Origin of the sequence: Alteromonas sp. H39 (assembly GCF_047556435.1) — a bacterium.
In the GTDB taxonomy this organism is placed as follows: domain Bacteria; phylum Pseudomonadota; class Gammaproteobacteria; order Enterobacterales; family Alteromonadaceae; genus Alteromonas.
Genome location: NZ_CP180210.1, coordinates 624,269 through 646,602, shown reverse-complemented (window position 1 = coordinate 646,602; position 22,334 = coordinate 624,269). Strand labels below are relative to the sequence as shown.

The 22,334-nt window shown below is 52.2% G+C and carries 15 protein-coding genes; 12 read left to right on the top strand and 3 right to left on the bottom strand.

Annotation, left to right across the window (positions count from 1 at the left end; translation table 11 throughout):
• The first annotated feature begins 22 nt into the window (after positions 1 to 22).
• The 7 genes from ACLBLI_RS02665 to ACLBLI_RS02635 all read left to right on the top strand — a co-directional run bounded on the left by ACLBLI_RS02665 (position 23) and on the right by ACLBLI_RS02635 (position 10,584).
• Positions 23 to 2,740 (top strand): TonB-dependent receptor, encoded by a 2,718-nt coding sequence (locus ACLBLI_RS02665; RefSeq protein WP_414829628.1) that lies wholly within the window; start codon positions 23 to 25, stop codon positions 2,738 to 2,740.
• A 178-nt stretch (positions 2,741 to 2,918) separates the two neighbouring features.
• Entirely contained in the window at positions 2,919 to 4,475 is a 1,557-nt protein-coding gene (locus ACLBLI_RS02660; RefSeq protein ID WP_414829627.1) for a tryptophan halogenase family protein, read from the top strand.
• 24 nt (positions 4,476 to 4,499) lie between these two features.
• Complete coding sequence (locus ACLBLI_RS02655; protein WP_414829626.1) at positions 4,500 to 5,216, top strand: SapC family protein; 717 nt, start codon at positions 4,500 to 4,502, stop codon at positions 5,214 to 5,216.
• Positions 5,217 to 5,218: 2 nt separating this feature from the next.
• A complete protein-coding gene (locus ACLBLI_RS02650; protein ID WP_414829625.1) occupies positions 5,219 to 6,253 on the top strand; it encodes a cupin-like domain-containing protein in 1,035 nt (344 codons plus the stop codon).
• Positions 6,254 to 7,351, top strand: coding sequence for a sulfotransferase family 2 domain-containing protein (locus ACLBLI_RS02645; protein ID WP_414829624.1), 1,098 nt, complete (start codon positions 6,254 to 6,256; stop codon positions 7,349 to 7,351).
• 27 nt (positions 7,352 to 7,378) lie between these two features.
• Positions 7,379 to 8,941 carry a tryptophan halogenase family protein gene (locus ACLBLI_RS02640; protein WP_414829623.1) on the top strand — a complete coding sequence of 521 codons (1,563 nt, stop codon included), beginning with the start codon at positions 7,379 to 7,381 and terminating at the stop codon, positions 8,939 to 8,941.
• Positions 8,942 to 9,612: 671 nt separating this feature from the next.
• Entirely contained in the window at positions 9,613 to 10,584 is a 972-nt protein-coding gene (locus tag ACLBLI_RS02635) for a GGDEF domain-containing protein (RefSeq protein WP_414829622.1), read from the top strand.
• Positions 10,585 to 10,752: 168 nt separating this feature from the next.
• Here ACLBLI_RS02635 and ACLBLI_RS02630 read toward each other — a convergent pair whose 3' ends face one another.
• Complete coding sequence (locus tag ACLBLI_RS02630; RefSeq protein WP_414829621.1) at positions 10,753 to 11,535, bottom strand: ZIP family metal transporter; 783 nt, start codon at positions 11,533 to 11,535, stop codon at positions 10,753 to 10,755.
• Between the two features lie 271 nt (positions 11,536 to 11,806).
• Positions 11,807 to 12,877: an alanine racemase gene (gene alr, locus ACLBLI_RS02625; RefSeq protein WP_414829620.1), complete on the bottom strand. Its 1,071-nt coding sequence runs from the start codon at positions 12,875 to 12,877 to the stop codon at positions 11,807 to 11,809.
• Positions 12,878 to 13,068: 191 nt separating this feature from the next.
• Here alr and ACLBLI_RS02620 point away from each other — a divergent pair, with 191 nt between their 5' ends.
• The 3 genes from ACLBLI_RS02620 to ACLBLI_RS02610 are packed head-to-tail and all read left to right on the top strand — an operon-like array spanning position 13,069 to position 16,732.
• Positions 13,069 to 14,655 (top strand): sodium:solute symporter, encoded by a 1,587-nt coding sequence (locus tag ACLBLI_RS02620; protein WP_414829619.1) that lies wholly within the window; start codon positions 13,069 to 13,071, stop codon positions 14,653 to 14,655.
• The gene (gene murQ / locus ACLBLI_RS02615; protein WP_414829618.1) at positions 14,652 to 15,581 is read left to right on the top strand and encodes an N-acetylmuramic acid 6-phosphate etherase; all 930 of its coding nucleotides are present in this window, start codon (positions 14,652 to 14,654) and stop codon (positions 15,579 to 15,581) included. The genes ACLBLI_RS02620 and murQ overlap by 4 nt, the downstream gene beginning before the upstream one ends.
• Positions 15,581 to 16,732, top strand: a complete 1,152-nt coding sequence (locus tag ACLBLI_RS02610) for an exo-beta-N-acetylmuramidase NamZ domain-containing protein (RefSeq protein WP_414829617.1) — start codon at positions 15,581 to 15,583, stop codon at positions 16,730 to 16,732. The genes murQ and ACLBLI_RS02610 overlap by 1 nt, the downstream gene beginning before the upstream one ends.
• A gap of 211 nt (positions 16,733 to 16,943) precedes the next feature.
• Here the strand turns inward: ACLBLI_RS02610 and ACLBLI_RS02605 are convergent, their stop codons facing one another.
• Positions 16,944 to 17,789 (bottom strand): SIS domain-containing protein, encoded by an 846-nt coding sequence (locus ACLBLI_RS02605; protein WP_414829616.1) that lies wholly within the window; start codon positions 17,787 to 17,789, stop codon positions 16,944 to 16,946.
• A gap of 162 nt (positions 17,790 to 17,951) precedes the next feature.
• Here ACLBLI_RS02605 and ACLBLI_RS02600 point away from each other — a divergent pair, with 162 nt between their 5' ends.
• Positions 17,952 to 20,819, top strand: coding sequence for an FAD-binding and (Fe-S)-binding domain-containing protein (locus tag ACLBLI_RS02600; protein ID WP_414829615.1), 2,868 nt, complete (start codon positions 17,952 to 17,954; stop codon positions 20,817 to 20,819).
• On the top strand, positions 20,812 to 22,152 hold the full coding sequence (locus ACLBLI_RS02595; protein WP_414829614.1) for a M14 family zinc carboxypeptidase: 1,341 nt from the start codon (positions 20,812 to 20,814) through the stop codon (positions 22,150 to 22,152). The genes ACLBLI_RS02600 and ACLBLI_RS02595 overlap by 8 nt, the downstream gene beginning before the upstream one ends.
• Positions 22,153 to 22,334 lie beyond the last annotated feature (182 nt).

The following is a 22,334-nucleotide window of genomic DNA, read 5'->3' as shown; positions in this document are numbered from 1 at the left end:
CGACGAATGGGACCACATAACTATGAAAACAAGAAATCTGAAATTCTCGACACTGGCACTCGCAGTCGCGTCGAGTTTTGCTGTAAATACGGCAACAGCACAGGAGGAAAGTGCTGAAAACGATATGATCGAAAGGATCGAAGTCTCCGGCATTCGTGCAAGTACCAAAGAAAGCATCAACAATAAACGGTTTGCGAACAGTATTGTTGATTCCATCAGCGCGCAGGATATTGGTAAGTTTCCTGATAAGAACGTAGCTGAGTCGCTTTCCCGTATCACCGGTGTCGCCGTCAGTCGTGAGTTTGGTGAAGGTGAAAAAATCAGTATTCGTGGTGCCGGGCCAGACTTAAACCGTACCCTGTTAAACGGACAGACGGTCGCCTCTGCTGACTGGTTTATCCTTGACCCGTCAAACCGTTCATTTAACTACACTCTGCTGCCATCCTCTATTGTAAAAGGTCTGGAAGTGTATAAGTCGCCACAGGCGTCTATTGATGAAGGCTCTATTGGCGGTACGGTTATTCTGCGCACCCGCAAACCTCTTGAGCTTGATGCCAATACCGTGAACGTCGGTGTGCAGGCCCAGTACTCCGAGACCTCAGAAGAGACCGATCCGCAACTCGACGCTTTGTACTCGTGGAAAAATGACGACCAGACATTCGGTTTTCTGGTTAACGTCATCGCACAGGATCGCACCGTTCGTCGTGAGGGCTTTGAAGTACTGGGATACAACAAAGTCACGCCAACCGCAGAAGACACTGACGACACGTCCATTATTGGCAATACCTATAACGTGCCTTCCCTCATCGGCGTACCGCGATTTGACCAGTCACGCGAGCGACGCACCGTGTTTGCTTCACTGCAATATGCGCCAACAGATGAGATGGAATTCACACTGAATTACCTGAATTCTGAAATGGATGCCAACAACCGAAACCAGAACCTGCTGATTGGTCCGGGAGATGCGGGTAACGTTATCGAGACTATCGAAAACGGCACCATTTTGGGTAACAACAACGTGGTAGCCTCGTCGTCATCAGGTCGCCTGCCGTATAACTTCATCAACCGTGTATCGAGCACCGAAACCGAATCTATCGATTTAGAGATGAACTACAGCACCGATACGTATCTGTTGCACCTGCAGGTAGGTACCACTGAAGCGAATGGCGGTACATTGCGCGAAACCTCGTGGGAATATGCACCGGCTGGTGGCACCGACTGGTCGTATGATCTGCGCGGTACACCGACTATCGAAACCTCGGTTGATCCCAGCGATGCCAGTCAGTTTGCTGCAGGCTGGATTTGGGGTGGTAAACGTCCTACACATGATTCAGAAGATTATGCCCAGTTGGATCTGGAAGTGCCTGTTGAATATGGCCCGTTCACCGCGTTGAAAACCGGTTTAAAAATTCGTAAAGCCGAGAACTCGATTCTGGATCGTCAGGTAAACAGCTGGCAGTGGGGCGAAACAACACGCCCTGGCCTGACAGGCTCTCAGGGGCAGGATATTGCAGGTTACATGTGGTGGATTTTCGATCAGTGCCCCACACTGGCCGACTGTAACCTGTCATCAGGTTCGCAATCGGTTGATGCAGTGGTTAACGGCTCGTTCACTAACCAGGTCACACAAAACCAGCAGGCTATGGAAGATATCGCCTTTGGCTCACTCAATGGTGAACCTGCCGGTTATGCAGCACACTTGTCTCTGGCTGATATCTATAAAATTGAAGAAGACATCACCGCCTTTTATGTACAGGGCGATTTCGACGGCGACGGCTACCGCGGTAACGTTGGCGTGCGTTATGTATCGACCGACCAAACCTCCGGCGGCTATGAATTCAGTCAGGATTCATCCGGCTTGTTAACCCTTAACTACGACTGGTTAGCACCGTCTGAATTAGCCTGGGTAGAAGCGGAAAACGATTACAACGAGTTCTTACCCAGTGCCAACATTGCGTTTGACCTGTCCGACGACATGATCTTTCGTGTAGGTGCGGCGCGCGTTATGTCTCGCCATAACTGGACTGAGATTGCGTCAACCGAATACTTCGGTGACTTAGGCGGTGGCTCCAGTACCGGTACACGCGGTAACCCTTACCTCAAGCCGATGATTGCCAACCAGTTCGACCTGTCATACGAGTGGTATTATGCCGAGGCGTCTATGTTCTCCGCTACCTACTTCAGCAAAACCATCTCGTCGATGCGCACCTCTAATGTTGTAACTGAGCTACGTTCTAATGACCGCTATCAGGATGTGCCTGTTGCGTTTAATCAGCCGGTAAATGATTTGGGTGGCACTATCAACGGTATTGAGCTGAACCTGCAACATGACTTCGGTGGTTTCGGGGTCCAGGTTAACTATACCTATACCGATGCCAAATCTGACCAGACTCGTGACGAAAACGTACCCGGCTCCGGCTTATTTGAAGGTACATCGAAAAACATGATGAACCTGGTCGGTTACTATGAAAACGACACCTTTGGTGCGCGCCTGATGTACAACTACCGTGATGACTGGTATCAGGGCATTTCACCCAACGGTGCTGAAGTGTGGACTGAAGGCTTTGGGCAGTGGGATGCCAGTGCGTCGTATGACGTGACTGAACATATCTCGCTGACGCTTGAAGCGGTGAACCTGCTGGATGAAGAAATTGTCCAGTACAACACCGATAAGGATCGACTCTACTCACTGTACAAAAACGGCCGCCGTTTTGTCGTGGGTGCGCGATTCTCGTTCTAACGATGTTTGTTTGATGTGTTGTTCCTTTTACAGCCAAGCATCTGCTTGGCTTTTTTTCTTAGCAACACAAGTAACGAGTCCATCGCAATACCACAGGTATGCACCGATGGTATTGCGGTAGGGCTTCACGTAGTATGAAAGGCAGACAATGCTTGCCGGTTGATTGACAGATTTTGCGATGACAAACAGCATAAGAAAAGTCGTAATTGTGGGCGGTGGCACCGCGGGGTGGCTTACCGCGAATATTCTTGCGTCGCAACTCAGCAGTCAGAAAGACGCGCATGGCATTGATATTTGTCTGGTGGAATCACCAGACATCTCCCCTATTGGTGTGGGTGAAGGCACCGTTCCTACCATGCGCCAGACGCTTAAGCTGATTGGCCTCAGCGAAACCGAGTTTGTGCGTGAGTGCGATGCCACCTTTAAGCAGTCTATCAACTTTGTCGACTGGCTGTACCCGCCTGAGAACGGCCATCATCATTCGTATCAGCATTTGTTTCAGTATCCGGCCTCGCCAGGCTTTGATCTCACGCCATACTGGCTGTTACACGAGCATCATAATATCAGATACGAAGATCTGGTATCCGCCCAGGCTCAGGCCTGTCATGCTGGCTTAGCCCCAAAAAGAATTACTAACAAAGAGTTTGATGGCGTATTTGATTATGCCTACCACCTCGATGCAGCAAAATTTGCAACGTTACTGACAAAGCACGGTACTCAAACGCACAATGTCCAGCATATCCTGGCGAACGTCACCGCGGTGCATCAGTCCGCAAACGGCGATATTGAGTCGGTTGAGACGGATAGCGCCGGCATTATTGACGGCGATTTATTTATCGACTGTACCGGCTTTGCCTGCATGCTGCTGGGCGACACGCTGGGCGTACCCTTCGAAGACAAAAAAGATATGTTATTTGTCGATCACGCTGTGGCAATGCAAGTACCTTATGCGGATGACGCCACGCCAATTGCCAGTCATACCATTGCAACTGCCCAGGAAGCAGGCTGGACATGGGATATTGGGTTAACCAAGCGTCGCGGTACCGGTTATGTGTATTCCTCGCAGTATACCGATCACGACAGCGCGGAACAGGTGCTTCGCGATTACATTGGCCCGGCAGCTGCGCAACTGGAGTGTCGGCGCATTCCCATGAATATAGGTTATCGCAGCGAGTTCTGGCGCAACAACTGTATCGCAATAGGGCTGTCAGCGGGATTTCTTGAGCCTTTGGAAGCCACCGCCATTTTGCTGATTGAAGCGACCGCCAAGCTGGTAGTCGAGCAGTTCCCGGCCACCAGACAATCCATGTCACATTCCGCAAAGAGAGTGAATGAAATAACCCGGTATGGGTGGGACCGCGTTATCGATTTTATCAAGCTGCATTATTTTTTAAGCCGCAGAACCGATACCCAATTCTGGATTGATAATACCCGACCGGACACCGCCCCCGACAGTTTACTGGAACGACTGGAAGCCTGGCGACACCGCCCTCCTGCCGAGTCTGACTTCTTCAGTAAATACGAAATATTTCAGTTAGAAAACTACCAGTATGTTTTGTACGGCATGGATTTTCACACAGACCTGTCAAATTCACGTAAACGCTATTTTAACCAGTTGCAGACACAGGAATTTCGTCAGCGCATGGCGAAATACCAGACCCATGTCCTCAAAGGGTTGCCGACGCACCGGGAACTGATTAATCAAATCAGATTACACGGCATGAAAGCCATATAACACTAACCAATTGCAGTTATCATTATGAATAAAAACATTGAGTTACTAGATAATAACAAGCACCGGAACCTGAAGCTGAAAAGCACTACGCGATTTGAGCACATGTACCACCGCAATATGGTGCCGCTGGTGGCAAATGAGTTTATGCACGCCGCCATTAACTTTCCGATTTTCTTTATCAAAGAGGCAAATACGGCGGAATTTAAAGCCGTGGGGTTGCTTGGGTTTGAGCAGGACGAAAACCTCTATTTCACGCCGGAGCGACTTAATACCAACTATTTTCCGCTTAACGTGCAGCGCTACCCGTTTGTGCTAGCCGCAGAGACCGCAGACTCGGAAAACTTTGCCATTGCTATTGATACAAATAGCGAGCTGGTGAGCAGCACAGAAGGCCAGCGTTTATTTACCGATGATGGCGAGCCAACCGACGACCTGCATAAGGTGTCCACGTTTTTGTCCGAATTGATGACCAAAGAACTCGCCACCAAAAAATTCGTCGATTACCTTGTCGACAACGACTTGCTGCACGAAGCCTCGCTGTCGCTCGCCCTTGGCGATGAGGGAAATACCAGTTTGAATGGCGTTTACAAAGTCAATGAGGAGCGTCTGGACGAGATAGAACCGGACGTACTTGCAGAGCTACATAAACGGCACTACCTGCCTGCAATATACGCGCACCTCACGTCCATTGGTCAGTTGCAGCGCATGGTTGCGCTCAAACGCATCAAGTCACAGTCGTAGTAATGATGCATCTGGAAAACCTGCCCTCGGTTGAGGTTTATCACAATGTCGACGCGGCGCGGTTTCGCGAAGACATTGTGAAACAAGGTAAACCTGCCATATTAAAAAACCTGGTCGGTAACTGGCCGGTAGTCGCAGCCGCCAGGCAGTCGGCCGCGGAGTTTATTGCGTATTTACGGTCGTATCAGTACCAGGGCAAAATTGAAGCCGTGCGCTGCCGCGCCGCTGAAAATGGCTTTATGTTTTACAACAAACGCTTCACCGGCTTTAACTTTGAACGGCGCGCGGTAACGCTTGACGGGTTCCTTAATGATGTACAGGCCAGTGCAGAAAACTCGGGCTATGCAACGCATTCGTGGCAAAGTGCGCACATTGATAATTTCTTCCCCGACTTCTTACAACAACACCCAATGGCCTTGCTGCCAGACACCGTAAGGCCAAGGATCTGGCTGGGAAATAACACCGTGGTTGGCACTCACAATGATGACAGTGAAAATATCGCTTGTGTGATTGCCGGAAAAAGGCGCTTCACGTTTTTTCCACCGGAACAATTGCCTAACCTTTACATCGGGCCGCTGGACAAAACCCCCGCCGGGGCTCCTGTCAGTCTGGTGGATTTGCGGGCGCCGGATTTCGAAAAGTTTCCGCGAATGAAAGCCGCCCTTGCCACCGCCACCATTGCGGAGGTGGAGCCCGGTGATGCGGTCTATGTGCCAACCCTATGGTGGCATCATGTTGAGGCGCTGGAAGGGATCAACGGCCTGGTAAATTACTGGTATGGCGGCGCGCTGGACGACGGCAAAGCGCTGGTTGGCTTAGACACCTTGCTGCTATCTATTTTGACCTACTCTGATATGTCTCCTGCGGTGAAGCAGGCATGGAAAGCCACTTTTGACCATTATGTCTGGTCCGACAAAGACACCTTTGCGCATATTCCTGACCACGTGAAAGGGGTATTGGGTGATGTCCCGGAAGGGCAGCGCAAACAGCTGGCCAAATGGCTTGCAGGCAAACTGAATGACTATGCTGACAGCTAAATGAAAGAACCCATTTTTATTCATATTCCCAAAACCGGTGGCACCTCAATCAACTGTGTGATTAAGGGGACATCCTGGCAAACGCCGATAAATTACCATTACCGGCACTTGGTTTTTGAAACCAAAAAATCCAGTTGTGGCGATATTTTCCAGCGTGACAATCTGGACCGCTACCGGGATGAATTCATCTTTATGATGCTCAGGGATCCTCTCGACAGGCTCATTTCCGAGTATTATTACATTCGTAATAATCAGGATTTCATGCAGTATTTAACTTCACAGCCGCGAAGTTTCGAAGAATATATCGATAATCCGCAGACCAGTAATTACATGCTGAAGTTTCTGGATGGTCGGCGCATTTATGACGACGATACCGACATGTCTGAACAGCGAACCAACGAGATTATCGGCATCATTGACGAGTTAAACATTCACACCGGTATTTTTGAGCAGTATGCGCTGTCTTTGTCTTACCTCTCCAGTGTAGGTGATTTTCAGTGGCCGGATACCATTGACGTCAAACGCGCTACCTTGAATCGTCCCCAGGTAAGGCAGATTTCAACAGCGCTTCGCGAAAGGATCCTTGCCAACAATGCCATGGACATGAAGCTATATAACCACTGTCTGGCCCGCCTGGCAGAGCACACCAAGGCACTGGCCGTACAAAAAATAAAATTTAAAGGCGGCAGGCTGGATTTTGTGATCCCGTATACCATGTATAACTGCATTCTGGACGTGGAGTTACAGAATAAAACGTTCATTGAAACCAACAAAACCTTTCTGGTTACACTAAATCACTATTTGCATAAAACCGTCTCTACAGGCAAAGACTACACTAAGAACTGGCTATCACTTTTTCGCGATGCCGTGAGCTTCTATTACCCCAACACCCGCTTTGCTAAGCAGGTCAAAAGTATCAAGCGTAACCACCCGCTTGATGAAGTAGTGGCAATCGCCCGTCTCATTGACAGTGCGCCACAACACCCGGAGTTAGGGCTCGATATTACACAGCCAAAATTACAACTGCGTTTAACCCGTGACATGGCTAAGGTTATGCGACGCGATGATGTTGTTGCGAAGGGAACCCACCGTTGGTAGCCACAAGATGAGTGAGAAAAAATAACGATGACAAATTCAGAGGCAACCAGGCATGTGCTTATTGTGGGAGGCGGCACATCAGGCTGGATAACCGCGGCGTACCTCGGCAAGCATTTGTCCTGCAAGGAACCCGGCGCGGTACAGGTGACCCTGATTGAATCGGACGATATCGGCACCATTGGCGTCGGCGAAGGGACGTTTCCCACCATGCGGGTAACACTGGAAACCTTAGGTATTTCTGAAACCGAGTTTATCCGGGAAACCAATGCCACTTTTAAGCAAGCTGCCAAATTTGCGCACTGGCTATACAACCCGGCTGACAATCATCCGAGAAACTATTACTACCACCCTTTTGATGTGCCGCTGGGTGGCCCTCATATGGATATTGCCAAATACTGGTTACAGGAAAAGGACAAATACGGCCCCTACTTTGATGAAGCTGTCAGCATACAGGGCACAACCTGCGAGAATAACCTGGCACCCAAGAAAATCACCCATAAAGAGTTTGCTGGCCTCAACTACGCCTACCATCTGGATGCAGCTGCCTTTGCCAGATTACTTCGAAAGAAGAGCGTTGAAGAGTTTGGCGTTAAACACCTGATTGGTACTGTTACAGATGTGAAAAAAGCCCCGGATGGCTCAATAGCGTCGGTAATATCCGAAGAGCATGGCGAGCTTCACGCTGACCTGTTTGTGGACTGCACCGGGTTTAGTGCACGCTTAATTGGTCAGGAATACAACACGGCATTTAAATCGATTGATGATGTTTTGCTGGTGGATCACGCGATTACCGTTCAGGTGCCCTATGCTGAGCCCGATGCGCCAATTCCGACGCATACGATTTCGACGGCACAGGAGGCAGGCTGGACCTGGGACATCGGCCTACAACACCGCCGTGGCGTAGGTTACGTTTACAGCGCCCGCCATACCAGCCATGAGCGCGCCGCAGACGTATTGCAAACCTACCTGGGTGACAGCGTTGATTTGTCTAGCGCCCGGCGCGTCCCTATGAAAACAGGGTATCGTACTGAGCAGTGGCATAAAAACTGTGTGGCAATCGGGCTTTCAGCGGGCTTCTGTGAGCCCCTTGAAGCCACCGCCATTGCGATGATAGAGCTAGCAGCGCGCTTTCTTGTCAGCGAATTCCCCTACTCCAAAGCCTATTACCCTATTGCCGCAAAAGCGTTTAATACCTCTTTTGTTTACCGCTGGGACGCGATTGTCGATTTCGTTAAAATGCATTATTACTTATCGCGCCGAAACGACCATCAGTTCTGGCTGGATAATACCAGCCCGGAAACAGCGACAGACAGTCTGTTGGAAAGGCTTGAGAAATGGCGCTACAGCACACCAAACCGCAACGATTTCCCCAATGTGAACGAAATGTTTGGCGTGGAAAGCAATCAGTTTGTGTTGTATGGCATGGACTACCAAAGTCATATTCAGCCCTCAGCGCTGATTACCGAGCAGCACTATGCCGATAAACTGCACAAGCAGCTGTGCATGCAGAAAGAGAAAATCAGTCAGATGCTGCCCTCACATAACACACTGATCACGCAGGTGCTCAAGCATGGCTTTGCCAAACTGTAAGAATGAGGGCGAAGGTGAAGGTAAGAATGAAACTGAAGACAAGCGCGAAGCGGATAACAAGCGACTGATGTCAGCGCCCGTTCGGTAACAAAGGTGCGAAATCAATAACGTTTGTCGAGCGGCACGATTGTGTAGCGCACATCGCCTTAAAAGTATAAGCCGGCCCGCCCGTGGCAACGTAAAACGCCTGCATCAGGCAGGCGTTACGGTATGACATCCGCGTTGTATGTAATTATGGATATGTTGCGGCCATAATCTTCTCGCAGCCGCGGCAGAAAGCAGTTACTGCGCAGGCTTTTTCTTTGGTACAGGCCTGGAATAAGCGCCACGGTTTACCCGCGGACGGGAATAGGACGTTCGCATCAATCACCTCTTAGGTAGATAGCACCGGTCGGCAACCGGCAGTGCGGTAGCAGTCGAGTGACTCAACTGCACACACTATATACCTGTGTTAGCCATTCTGCGCTAGTACTTTCGACTAACGGCGTCGTCGCCTGAAATACGCTTTTAGTGGCTTTTGTTTTGCTTTCAGCCACTTAGTCTATTTTTTAGCCAAAATATAATTTTTATACACTGCACATTTACAATAAAAACTTGAAAAGCGTTGTATTTCCCTGCCAATCTACCGATAGAGTAATAAGAGTCGTTGCCGTGTGGACAATCGTCGTTTAATGAAACATCGCGCAGATGATGCCGACCTACTTGTCATTATCGTACTCAGCGGAGCCATCACGCTGGGCATTCTGCCGTTTGTTGTTATCCGGTTCATCGCCAGCGACTGGCCGGTATTTTTCCTTGATGTATTTGCTCTTGTCATCAACCTGGCGATGTTTCTCTATGTATTAATCACCAGGCGCACCACGCTGGCGAGATGGGGTATTTCTGCGCTGTGCGTGTCTGTGATGACCGTCACCATTTACCTCAAAGGGGCGGAAAATATATTCTGGGTCTACCCTGCGCTTACCTCACTGTTTTTTCTGCTGCGTCCGGTTTACGCCGTTATCTCAAGCAGTCTGTTTCTTATTAGTTCGACCATCATGTTATGGCCACAGCTGACCGCTCTGACGCTGGCACAGTTTCTGGTTACCAGCAGCAGCACCCTGATGTTTTGCTTTGCCTTTTCCTATCGCATGCGCCAACAAAAAGATGAGCTGAATAATCTGGCAACCCACGATGCCCTGACCGGCGTTGCTAACCGGCGCGCGCTGGAAGAAACGCTGTTGTCGATTATCGAGCGAATTACCCGCCATCCGAGCCAGCGGGCGTCACTTCTGATGATTGACCTTGATAAATTCAAGTCGATAAACGATGCACATGGCCATGCCACCGGCGATGCGCTACTGGTGCATTTCGCCAATACGGTACGCCAGCGCCTGCGTGCCTCTGACGGCATCTATCGGTACGGCGGCGAAGAGTTTGTGGTCATTGCAGAGAACACATCACTGGATGAGGCCGCTATTCTGGCTGAGTCTCTGCGCGTGGCCGTACAGGAAAATATGTTGCTTGAAGGGATCGAATTAACGATATCCGTTGGAGTGGCCGAGTATATCGCTGGTGAGTCGTCTTACCGCTGGCTGGAACGCGCAGATATGGCGCTGTACCGCGCCAAGGAAACGGGCCGAAACGTGTGCTTTACTGGGTGATCCGGTTCACTCTCACCCCAAAAAGCAGGCCCCACCGTAACGTCAGAGGCTCGCGCGATACCGGGCAATGCTGATAGCCCTGAATGGTAGGTTGCGTAAAAGAACAGCATTACGCTAACTGAGCAGATTAAAGGTTTGATGACTGGCAGCCGGATGACTGGCAGCTAACTACCCTATCACTACATCCAGGACCATCATTACCACAAACCCAATCAGCAAGGTAAACGTCGCCAGGTTCTGATTGCCGTTTTGATGGGTCTCAGGAATAATTTCGTCGCTAATGATGAACAACATGGCGCCGGCGGCAAATGCCAGTGCCAATGGCATCAGCATAGACGCGCTGGCTACCGCAACCGCGCCAACCAGGCCGCCCACAGGTTCAACCATACCCGACAGTACGCCCACCAGCGCGCATCGTGCAGGTGAATACCCTACACTCAGCAATGCCACTGACACGGCCAACCCTTCGGGAATATTTTGCAGGCCGATGCCCAGCGCCAGGCTCACACCATTGGCCACCTCGCCTCCGGCGAAGCCAACGCCGACGGCCAGCCCTTCCGGAAAATTATGCAGCGTAATGGCAATAACGAACAGCCAGATACGTCCCAGCTTGGTATCTGATGCGCCTTCACGCCCCGTTATAAAATGTTCGTGAGGCGCCCGCTGATGGATAGTGAACAGCGTACCGGCACCTGCCAGCACGCCAAGCGCCACGGCTATGGCGCTGATGGATAGTGAACCATACTCTACGGTGGCGTAGTCAAGAGCTGGCAGCAGTAACGAGAAAAAGGTCGCGGCCAACATGATCCCTGCCGCCAGGCTTAACAAGCCATCTTCCATACGGCGAGACAAGGTGCGGATGGCAAATACGCCGAGACTGCCTGCTGCCGTCCCAAGGCTGGCGCAACTACTGGCAATCACGCCCATTAATACTACGTTTGAGGCGTCCATTTCGCTTCCGAAAAAACAGTGATGTAATGGTATACCTCAGGGCGCGTGGTTTTGCTCACTATGCGTCTGTATTGATTCGGGTTTTGCGGTACACGCGGGAAAATCAATAATAGGATGTGTGCTGCCAGCTATCAACGAATACCAATCTGTATTGATACTTGCTCACGCAGCGCGCGAATTTGTCAACCCGTTTTGCTGACGGATAAGTGGAACGACATCTGGCGAAACGGGCGCTGCTTAACAGCCGCGCCCGAGGTGAGCAAGAGAAATATCAGCGATGTCTGACGATGCGCGGGACGCGCTGAGATACTCGGGTCATTAGTTCATACCCAATGGTGCCGGCATGGTGGGCGACCGTATCAATGTTTACCTGCTCACCCCAAAGCTCAACACGATCGCCGGGGCGCACCTCGCCGATATCGGTCACATCCACCGTGATCATATCCATTGAGACGCGGCCGGCCAGCGGTGCAATTTGCCCGTTTATCGCCACTGGTGTGCCGTTGGGGCAATGCCGTGGATAGCCGTCTGCATAACCGATTGCGACCGTGGCAATCTTTGACGTGCGCTGGGCCTGCCAGTTTTGTCCATAGCCTACGTACTCGCCGGGGGTAATTGTGCGCACGGCCATTACGCTGGAGCGAAGTGTCATAGCAGGCTTCAGTTGCGCGCGCTCTGGCACGTCCGGCCCACTGCCGAACACAGCCACACCTAACCGGTTCCAGTTTGCCTGGCTTTGCGGCCAGGCCAGTGTGGCCGGAGAATTGGCAATACTGACCGGCAGGTCAATGCGGTTTTTCAGTGCCGCGAAGGCATCCAGTTGCTGTTGCGTGAACGGATTTTCCAAATCATCAGCACAGGCCAGGTGAGTTACCAGCACCGTTTCTGATGTCACCAGGGCCTGATAGGAAGTGAGTATTGGCTCAACCTCATCAATAGCAAACCCAAGACGGTGCATGCCAGAATCGACTTTCAACCATATGTGAGGGCGCTGCCCCTCCGGTAACGCCATTAACCAGTCGAGCTGACTTTGATGATGCGCCACCATAATGCAATCGCTGGCTTTGGCGAGCGCACATTCGCGCTGCTGATGTGGGCCTTCCAACACGACAATCGGCGCGGTAATACCGGCTTCTCGCAGTGCTATGGCTTCTTCAATGATGGCCACCGCAAACCGCTGACAGATATCCCGTAACAAACGCGCCACATTCACCGCACCATGCCCATAGGCATCTGCCTTAATCACCGCCATACTGCGACTATGGGGCGCACTTGCCTGAAGCAGTTTGAAGTTATGAATGATGGCGTCGGCGTGGATAATGGCCTGGGTCTGTCTGCTCACCGTGCGGTCATGTCCTGTCAGAATTACATTGGCACGAAGTGTATCACGACCACATGATTTTAGAATTTCCAAAGTATCATTACTTTTTCGTAGTCTTCCCGGTATGTTGCCGCGCTCTCCCCTTAAGCCAGGTATACAAACCACTAGGAATAAACTATTCTGCTTTCCAGAAAAGCTAAGAATGATTCATTATGCTACGCCATTATACGACAGCCGATCTCTACGTTTTTCTGGCCTATGGTCTGGTGCTGGTGTGCAGTGGCTGGCTGGTCAATCGACGTGCATCATCCGCAGACGATTACTTTTTAGGTGGGCACAGTATGCCGGTGTGGGTCGTCGCCATCTCGGTACTGGCAACCTCGCAGTCTGCCGCCACCTTTCTGGGTGGTCCGGACCAGGGGTATCGCGGCGATCTCACTTATCTGGCCACGAACCTGGGTGCCTTTCTGGCAGCGTTCTTTGTTGCGCTGTTTCTCATTCCCCGATTTTATCAGCTGCAGGTTTTCACCGTTTATGAGCTTCTGGAAAAGCGCTTCGGCAGCGCGGCAAAACGTCAGGCGGGTTTGATGTACTTATTTGGCCGTATCTTTGCCAGTGGCGCCAGACTGTATATGGCGGCGCTGGCGGTAGCGATGATCCTGTTTGGTAATATCGACGCCTCCAGCGTGATCATTGCCACGCTGATAATCACGCTAACCGGGCTGGTTTACACCGTGTATGGGGGAATACGTAGCGTCATCTATTCTGATGTCTTGCAGGCTGGTATTTATGTTGGCGCGGCAATCGCTGCTGTGGTTGCGCTACTGTACGCCATACCGGCAGATACCGGAGCCATTCTTAACGCACTGGCGAACCCAGGGCCCGGACAGGACTCTAAACTGACATTGTTTTCAACAGAGCTGAATTTCGGTCCCGATGGTGTGTTTTCGCTGTGGTCGGTATTTACCGGGTTTGTGTTGTTAAATATTGCCGCGTTTGGTCTGGATCAGGATATGACACAGCGGCTTCTTACCTGCAAAAATGCCCGAGAAGGCAGTAAAGCCATGCTGATGTCAGTGGTGATGGTGATCCCGGTTATGCTGCTGTTTATCACCATTGGCTTGTTGCTGTGGGTATATTACTCGCGCCCGGATTTGATGCTGTCGGGAACCAGCTCCGCACCTGCGCCAACCTTTGCCGGAGAACCGGTTACTATTTTTATGTACTATGTGCTTACAGCGATACCGGACGGGATCCGCGGACTGGTCACCGTCGGCATCATGGCTGCTGCATTGTCGACCTTAAATTCCGGATTGAACTCGATGTCCAGCGTGCTGATCCAGGATCTTTACCGGCCATGGCGGGAAGCACGCCAGCGCCATACTCAGGAAAGTCATTATGTGACGGCTGGGCGAATAAGCATGGTGTTGGTGGCAACGGCGTTAGGTGCCATGGCCTGTCTGTGCTACTACTGGCAACAATATACCGACACGCCGTTGTTACAGTTTGCGCTTGGCGTGATGGTGTTCTCCTATTCCGGTTTGCTCGGCGTGTATTTTGTTACCCTGTTTACTACACGGGGAAATCGCTATTCGGTAACCGGCGCGCTGTTGACAGGCTTTATCGTGCCGCTTAGTTTGCAACCCTATATTGCCGGTCTATGGCTGCCCGACGCATGGCAACTACACCTTGGGTTCACCTGGCAACTGGTGCTGGGAACCTTCTTGTCTACTCTGGTTTGTCTTGCCGGCAAACCGCTGCAGGCCGAACCAGCCTCACACTACACAGGTGCATCATGACACACGATAACGAAAACACGATGCTGCTGGCACAGCTTGACCGCATCGTATCTGAGGGCAGAAACCCGGATACTATGGACATAGACTTACTGCCCACAGAAGCCATTCTGGCGCGCATCAATCATGAAGACGCCAAAGTGGCGCCAGCCGTTGCCGCAGAGCTTCCAGCTATTGCCCGCGCCGTGGATTGTATTGTCGGGAAGCTTCAGGCTGGCGGACGCCTGATTTATATTGGTGCCGGCACCAGCGGGCGTCTGGGCATACTCGATGCTGTCGAGTGCCGCCCCACTTTTAGCGTACCGGACTCGCTGGTGATGGGCCTGATTGCCGGTGGCGATAAAGCCATTGTGCATGCCGTTGAAGGCGCCGAGGATAACCACGCTCAGGGTAAAGCGGACGTACAAGCTATCCATCTGACAGCCAGCGATGTGCTGGTTGGGCTTTCAGCCAGCGGACGCACTCCCTACGTAACAGGTGCATTGGAGTATGCCAGTGAAATCGGCGCGGGTACGGTGGGTATCGCCTGCAATCCCGGTGCGCCTATTCTTGAGGCAGCAGACATAGCGATTTGTCCGGTCGTTGGCCCGGAAGTTCTCACTGGCTCAACAAGAATGAAGTCAGGTACTGCGCAGAAACTGGTACTGAATATGTTAAGTACTGCCACCATGATCCGTCTGGGTAAAACCTATGAAAACCTGATGGTAGATGTGAATGCCACCAATGAGAAACTTAAAGCCCGGGCCAGACGCATTGTGATGCAGGCCACCGAGTGTGATGAGGACACCGCCATCGACGCGCTGAACAAAGCCGGCAATCAGGCAAAACTGGCCATTTTGATGATCCTTACCGGCGACTCTGCCGATGCCGCCAGAAAGAAGCTCGACGCGCATCAGGGGTTTCTGCGTCAGGCGGCGGAGCAACATTAATGCGCGGCTTTCTGTTGATTCTGATGATATGTTGGCTGCCCGTTGCACACGGGATTGTTACAGGCGCGGATCAGCCAGCGCAGTACCTGCCTCACCTGAAAGATCGCCGGGTATCGCTGGTGGTGAACCAGACCTCCACTGTTGATGGCAAGCACCTTGTCGACTTTTTACTCGAAAACGGCGTGAACGTGGCATCGGTAATGGCACCGGAGCACGGCTTTCGCGGCGATCAGGGAGCCGGCGAGATCATTCGCGACGGGATAGATACGAAAACAGGCGTTCCCATTTTGTCCATTTACGGGGCAAATAAAAAACCGTCGCCCGACATGCTCAAGGATATCGATGTCCTGATTTTTGATATTCAGGATGTCGGTACCCGCTTTTATACTTACATCAGTACCCTTCACTATGTCATGGAAGCCGCGGCGGAAAACAACGTGCCGTTGATGGTGCTTGACCGGCCAAATCCGAATGGCCGCTTTGTGGATGGCCCCGTACGCCAGCCAGGATTCGAAAGCTTTGTTGGTGTCGACCCGATCCCGGTACTGCACGGCATGACTGTCGGTGAACTGGCCTTGATGATCAAGGGCGAGGGCTGGATAAATGAGGCCGACCGCCTGTCGCTGGAAATCGTGCCGGTGAAAGACTACGAGCGCACCATGCCATGGTCTGTCGCGGTGGCCCCAAGCCCGAACCTGCCCAACGATACCGCAATCAGGCTGTATCCCTCACTGTGTTTTTTTGAAGGCACTGCGGTCAGCGTGGGTCGCGGCACGCCGTTGCCTTTTCAGCTATACGGCCATGACGTGGTCGCGCTGGGCGATACGCCATTTACGCCAGTGTCGATGACATCCGCGCCCTCTCCTAAACTGGAAGGTAAAACGATAATGGCAACCGTGCTGACCGACAGCCCGATAGCCGGGCTGGACTTATCCTTGTTACTGGATAGCTATCAGGCATTCAAAGCTCAGGCGCAGCCCTTTTTCACCCGTCCGGCGTTTTTCGATAAACTGGCAGGTACCGACTCACTTCGAAAGGCAATAATGCGCGGAGAGAGTGAGGCGCAGATACGTGCAGGTTGGCAGGAGGAGTTGGCAAGGTTCAGGCATCAGCGTGCACCCTATTTGCTGTATCCGCCCGATTCGCCGTAAGCCACTGGCCTGACACTACAGGCTTACGCAAGCGGGCCTTTTGGCGGCTTCACTGGTTTATATGCGTGTACATTCACTATACCGAGCCTGATTTAGAGGGGGAGAGAGTTTTTTTGTTTCCGGCCCCTGCTGACGGTTAAGCTTGAGAGCCATGCCTCTTTTTATTCCCTCTGGTTACACTGCACACCTGACACTTCACGCCGACTTACTTTCAGCCTTTGCGAAAGCGTGATACTACCTCGTTGGTTTTCTCAAGTAGCTTTCGTCCGCTACGCGATGACTGGGTTAGCGCAATAAACAACATATCAATGACCAGCTCCTGCGAGGTTTTAGCCAGAATTGAAGACAGCCGCGCCGCACGCTGCTCTGCCACAGAGTAAAGCGTAACCGTGGCATGTTGTGACACCGGAGTGTCGCCATACCGGGTCAGCGAAATTATGGTCGCATTACTGCGCACGGCCTCTTCCACCACATTCACCACTTCCCGGGTTTCGCCGGATTCACTGATTGCCAGCACCACATCGTCTTTACTCAGTGTCGCGGCCATGGCCAACTGAACATGCCCGTCGCCTTCCGCCATTGCCGCCATCCCCAGTTTCTGCAGCTTATAGGCAAAGTCTTTACTGACCAGCGCGGAACCACCCACGCCGCATATCAGAATTCTTCTGGCGTTTTTCAGCCTTTCCACTGCGGCTTCAACCATTACCCGGTCATTCAGCGAACGGGTTTCATTCAGCACACTGATTTTACTGGCCACCAGCTTGTCGGCCATGGTATCGAAGCTATCGTTTAGCGCGATTTGTCCGTGCAGTTGGGTATCCGGAGCTTCGCGGTTCAGCGCATCAATCACCGCCAGTTTAAAAGCAGGATAGCCCTTATAGCCCAGCTTTTGCGCAAACTTCACAACACTGGACTGACTCACGCCTACGACATTCGCCAGCTCTTGTGAGGAGAGGTCGCGCACAGCTGCTGGCGAGTCAAGCGTAAACTCCGCGAGTTTACATTCGCTGGCAGACAAGCTGTCTTTTACCGCTTTAATTTTTACAAATGCAGACATGACTGTTCCTGGGTTGATCATCGCCAGCGCCGCCTTCTGTGATGCACAGAAATAACGCGGTAGACAGGGTAAGTATGGAATTTTTTATTCAAATATAAACCAGTTGATAAGAATATCAAAATCCCGTTAAATAGCGGTAATCTTCACTTGCGGGAGCTCGCCATGAGCGATGAGCCAGCAGCCACCGACATGCCCGATTCCGTGTCCGCAACATCTCGTCAGTGGCAGGACTTTCTCGCTAAGGTCGACACATTATTACCAGCCGACCATGTCATCACCGACCTTCCCCGCCGGATTGCGCTGAGTACTGATGCCAGCTTTTACAGCAAAACCCCTAAACTTGTGGTTCGGATCCCGTCAGCAGACAGCATGCGTGCATTTCTGGCGCTGGCGTTTGAATGCGGCATACCGGTAACATTCCGGGCCGCCGGCACCAGCCTCTCTGGTCAGGCTATTTCCGACTCGGTGCTGGTGTTGCTGACACGCGACTGGACTGACAGCAACATTACTGACAACGGCAACCTCATAACCCTGCAGCCCGGTATTATCGGCGCCGCAGCAAACCGGTTACTGGCGCCGTACGATCGCAAAATCGGCCCGGATCCAGCATCAATTAACACCTGTAAAATTGGCGGTATCGCGGCCAATAATGCATCGGGTATGTGTTGCGGAGTAAAAGACAACAGTTATCACACACTCAACGCCATGCACATTATTTTTGCAGACGGCAGCGATGTCGATACGGCCTGTGAGCGCAGTGTAGCGCGTTTTCGCGAGACCCACGCCGCACTGCTTAATGACATTCAGCGCCTTTGCAACGACATCAGAACGAATAGCGCGTTGTGTAAGAAAATACGCCATCTGTATCGCCTGAAAAATACCATGGGCTATGGGGTGAATGCGCTGCTTGATTTCGATGATCCGCTGGATGTGCTTACCCACCTGATGATTGGTTCAGAAGGCACACTGGGGTTTATTGCCAGTATTACATATCGCACTGTTCCCTTACCCAAGGCCAGACAAAGCGGACTGTACCTGTTTCCCTCAGCCCGCCTCGCCTGTGAATACATTCCGTCACTGGCGGCACTCAATGTAGATGCGGTGGAGCTGATGGACACCCGGGCACTGCGCTCGGTGGCCGGTCTGCTTGCCCCCTTTTACCAACTGCCGATAGCAGACGGGGCCGTGGCACTGCTGATTGATGTGGGTGCAGAGGACATCGCCACACTGGACGCCACGCTAACGCAAATTCATGCCGCTTTTGCCGATACGACTGACGTGGTGCCAATGTGTGCATTGACTTCAGATCCGGTGACGATTACCGCGCTCTGGCAAATACGCAAAGGGCTGTTTCCGGCGGTTGGCGCGGTGCGCGAAACCGGCACTACGGTCATCATTGAAGATGTGGCATTTCCGCTTAGTGAACTGGCCGACGGGCTGGATGCACTAACGTTATTATTCGATAAGCATGGGTATGATGAGGCTATCATTTTTGGGCATGCGCTGGATGGCAACGTGCATTTTGTGTTTACCCAGCGCTTTGACACCGCTGAAGACATTTCCCGGTACGATGCCTTTATGCAGGACGTGGGCAGGCTGGTTACCGGCACGTTTAACGGTACATTGAAAGCGGAACACGGCACCGGGCGCAATATGGCCCCGTTTCTGCAGGCGCAGTGGGGAGCCGATGGCGTCGCGATTATGGCGCGCATTAAATCGCTTGTTGACCCGACAGGGATCCTCAATCCCGGCGTTATCATTAATAGCGATCCGAACGCGCACCTGACTGACCTTAAATCAATGCCTGCGGTGAACGACGCAGTAGATAAGTGCATTGAGTGTGGCTTCTGCGAGCCTCAGTGCCCGTCGTTACATTACACACTATCACCGCGCCAGCGTATCGCGTTGATGCGCCGCCAGCACGAACTGCCCGTCGCTGACCGGGCGCAGATAGATGAGGCATTTACCCATCTTGGCGTTGACTCCTGTGCCGCTACCGGGATGTGCGCCACCACCTGTCCGGTTGGCATCAATACCGGCGAATGGATAAAGTCGATACGCCGCACTGAGACATCACGACACACCACCGCATCGCTCACGGCAACCCATTTTGGTGGTGCTTCTGCAATTGCCCGCTTCAGTCTGTCGGCGGCCCATACCGTAGCAGGCCTGACAGGCAATCAGGCGATTGCGTCTTTCAGCGCGAAGGTCCACAGCCTGACCGGAGGGAAAACGCCGGTGTGGTATCCGGCTGTCCCCAAAGGCGCCCCCGGACACTTACCCGCAGGCGCGCCTACCAGTAAAAAGGTGGTGTATGTGCCCGCCTGCCCAAACCGTATTTTTGGTCCCGCGGACACACTGCGTCCCTTGCCTGAGGTTATTACCTCGCTGCTGAATAAGGCCGGTTTAGAAGTACTGTATCCTGACGCACTGTCGTCACTCTGCTGCGGCCAGCCTTGGGAAAGTAAAGGCTACACAGAGCAAGCCGCAAAAAAACGTGCGCAATGGCAGGAGCACATTTTGCTTGCCTCAGAAAACGGGCGCTGGCCGGTCATCACCGACGCCAGTCCGTGCATCAGTCAGATGCATCATTCAGAGGGCCCCGAAACACTGGATATTACTGACTTTTTACTGGCTCAGGTTGTTCCCCACCTGATCCTCTCACCGCTGGAAACACCGGTCATGTTGCATGTCACCTGTTCGTCATCCAAACGCGACAAGGGGCATGCCTTGCGTCAGTTGGCTGCTGCCTGCACCCGTCAGCTCATCGAGCCAGAGGATATTCCCTGCTGCGGTTTCGCTGGTGACAAAGGATTATTCGAGCCAGGCCTGAATGCGGCTGCCCTGGCGACATTAAAATCACAAATCCCGTCAGCCTGTACCTGGGCAGTTTCAGACAGCAGAACCTGTGAAATCGGGCTTACGCATCACAGCGGCCTGACGTACCGGCATATTGCCTATTTGCTGGATGAAGTCAGCCGCCCACGAGACGCCGCGCATAACAAGGAAGCGAGTGACCAGAATGACTGAACAGTCAACCTCCGCCCTCCTTCTGAAACGGATAGCAGCTTACCAATGGGCGGTGCTGGATAAACCACACCTTACCTACAGTGACATTTCCCCATTACTCAGAGAACTTGCGGTGCGTGAGCGGATCACTCTCACCCGCATTGGCAACAGCTTTCAGGGTTTGCCCATACACCGCCTGACGATTGGCAACGGCCCGCTGACCTTTCTGGCCTGGACGCAAATGCACGGTGACGAGCCAACCGCTACCGCCGCCATGCTCGATTTGCTGGCAATGCTAAGTGAACCGGCGTGCGATGACATCATCTGCGATAACTGGCTCTCGCAGGTCACGTTGCACATTATTGTAATGCTTAACCCCGATGGCGCGTCTTTAACGCGTCGCGAGAATGCCCAGGGTATTGATATCAACCGGGATGCCCGGGCGCTGCAGACACCGGAAGGCAGACTACTGGATGAGCAAGTCAGAGAGCTGCGCCCTGATATCGGATTTAACCTGCATGATCAAAGTCGCTACTATGCGGTCGGCAGTAGCAAAAAACCGGCGACGCTGTCGTTTCTCGCGCCGCCGTTCAATGCTGCAGGCGATGTTGATGGCAGTCGGCTACGGGCCAAACAGCTGATAGCAGCAATGCATCAGGCAGTATCCAATCATCGCCCCGGGCAATTTGGTCGCTACAACGACGCCTATGCTCACCGCTGTTTTGGCGACACGATCGCCGGCTGTGGCGTTAGTACGATCCTGATTGAAAGCGGCGCCGATTATCACGACCCCAATCGCCAGAGCGCCAGAACTCTGAACGTGGTTGCCCTTTACACCGCGCTTAACGCCAGTATCAGTCAGCGCTATCTGCAATACTCGCTCGATGACTATTACGCCATTGCGGAAAACCAGGAAAACGGGTTATGTGACGTACTTCTGAAAAACGTTACGCAGGAAAACGAGACTGGCGATCGCTATCGCTGTGATATTGCGGTTAACGAAACCGCCCCCGGTCATGCCACGGTTGTTGCTACCGGTGATCTGACTGAGCTTGGCGGGTTCAGAGAGATTGACTGTGACGGCCTGACCCTTTGTAACGCTAAAGGGTTTTGTGCCGAGCCAGGCGATAGTGTAACCGGCACTGCCTATCTCGGCTTATTGTCTCAGGGGTACAACCATCTGTTATGTCAGAATAGCCGGATAAATATCGCGACCGATCTTCCCCTGCTACAGTGCCTTTCCCCATTACCCGAGCGAACGGGCCCGTTACCCGGCACGCCTGCTTTTTTTGTATTCAGAGATGACAAAAAACCTTGCTGTGCACTACTTTCCACTCACTGGCTGACATTCTGACAACGCCGCCATTACCACCGGCCTTTGAAAGCGTGGCCACGCGCATTCAAAGGCTCGATTTGTGCTCCGACCTACAGCCTTTTTGATACTTTTCTTGCGAAATAGGCGCATTCGCGCTACACATATTAATAACATAATATTAACATAATAATATAATACTTATTCACATTGCTGAATAGGTA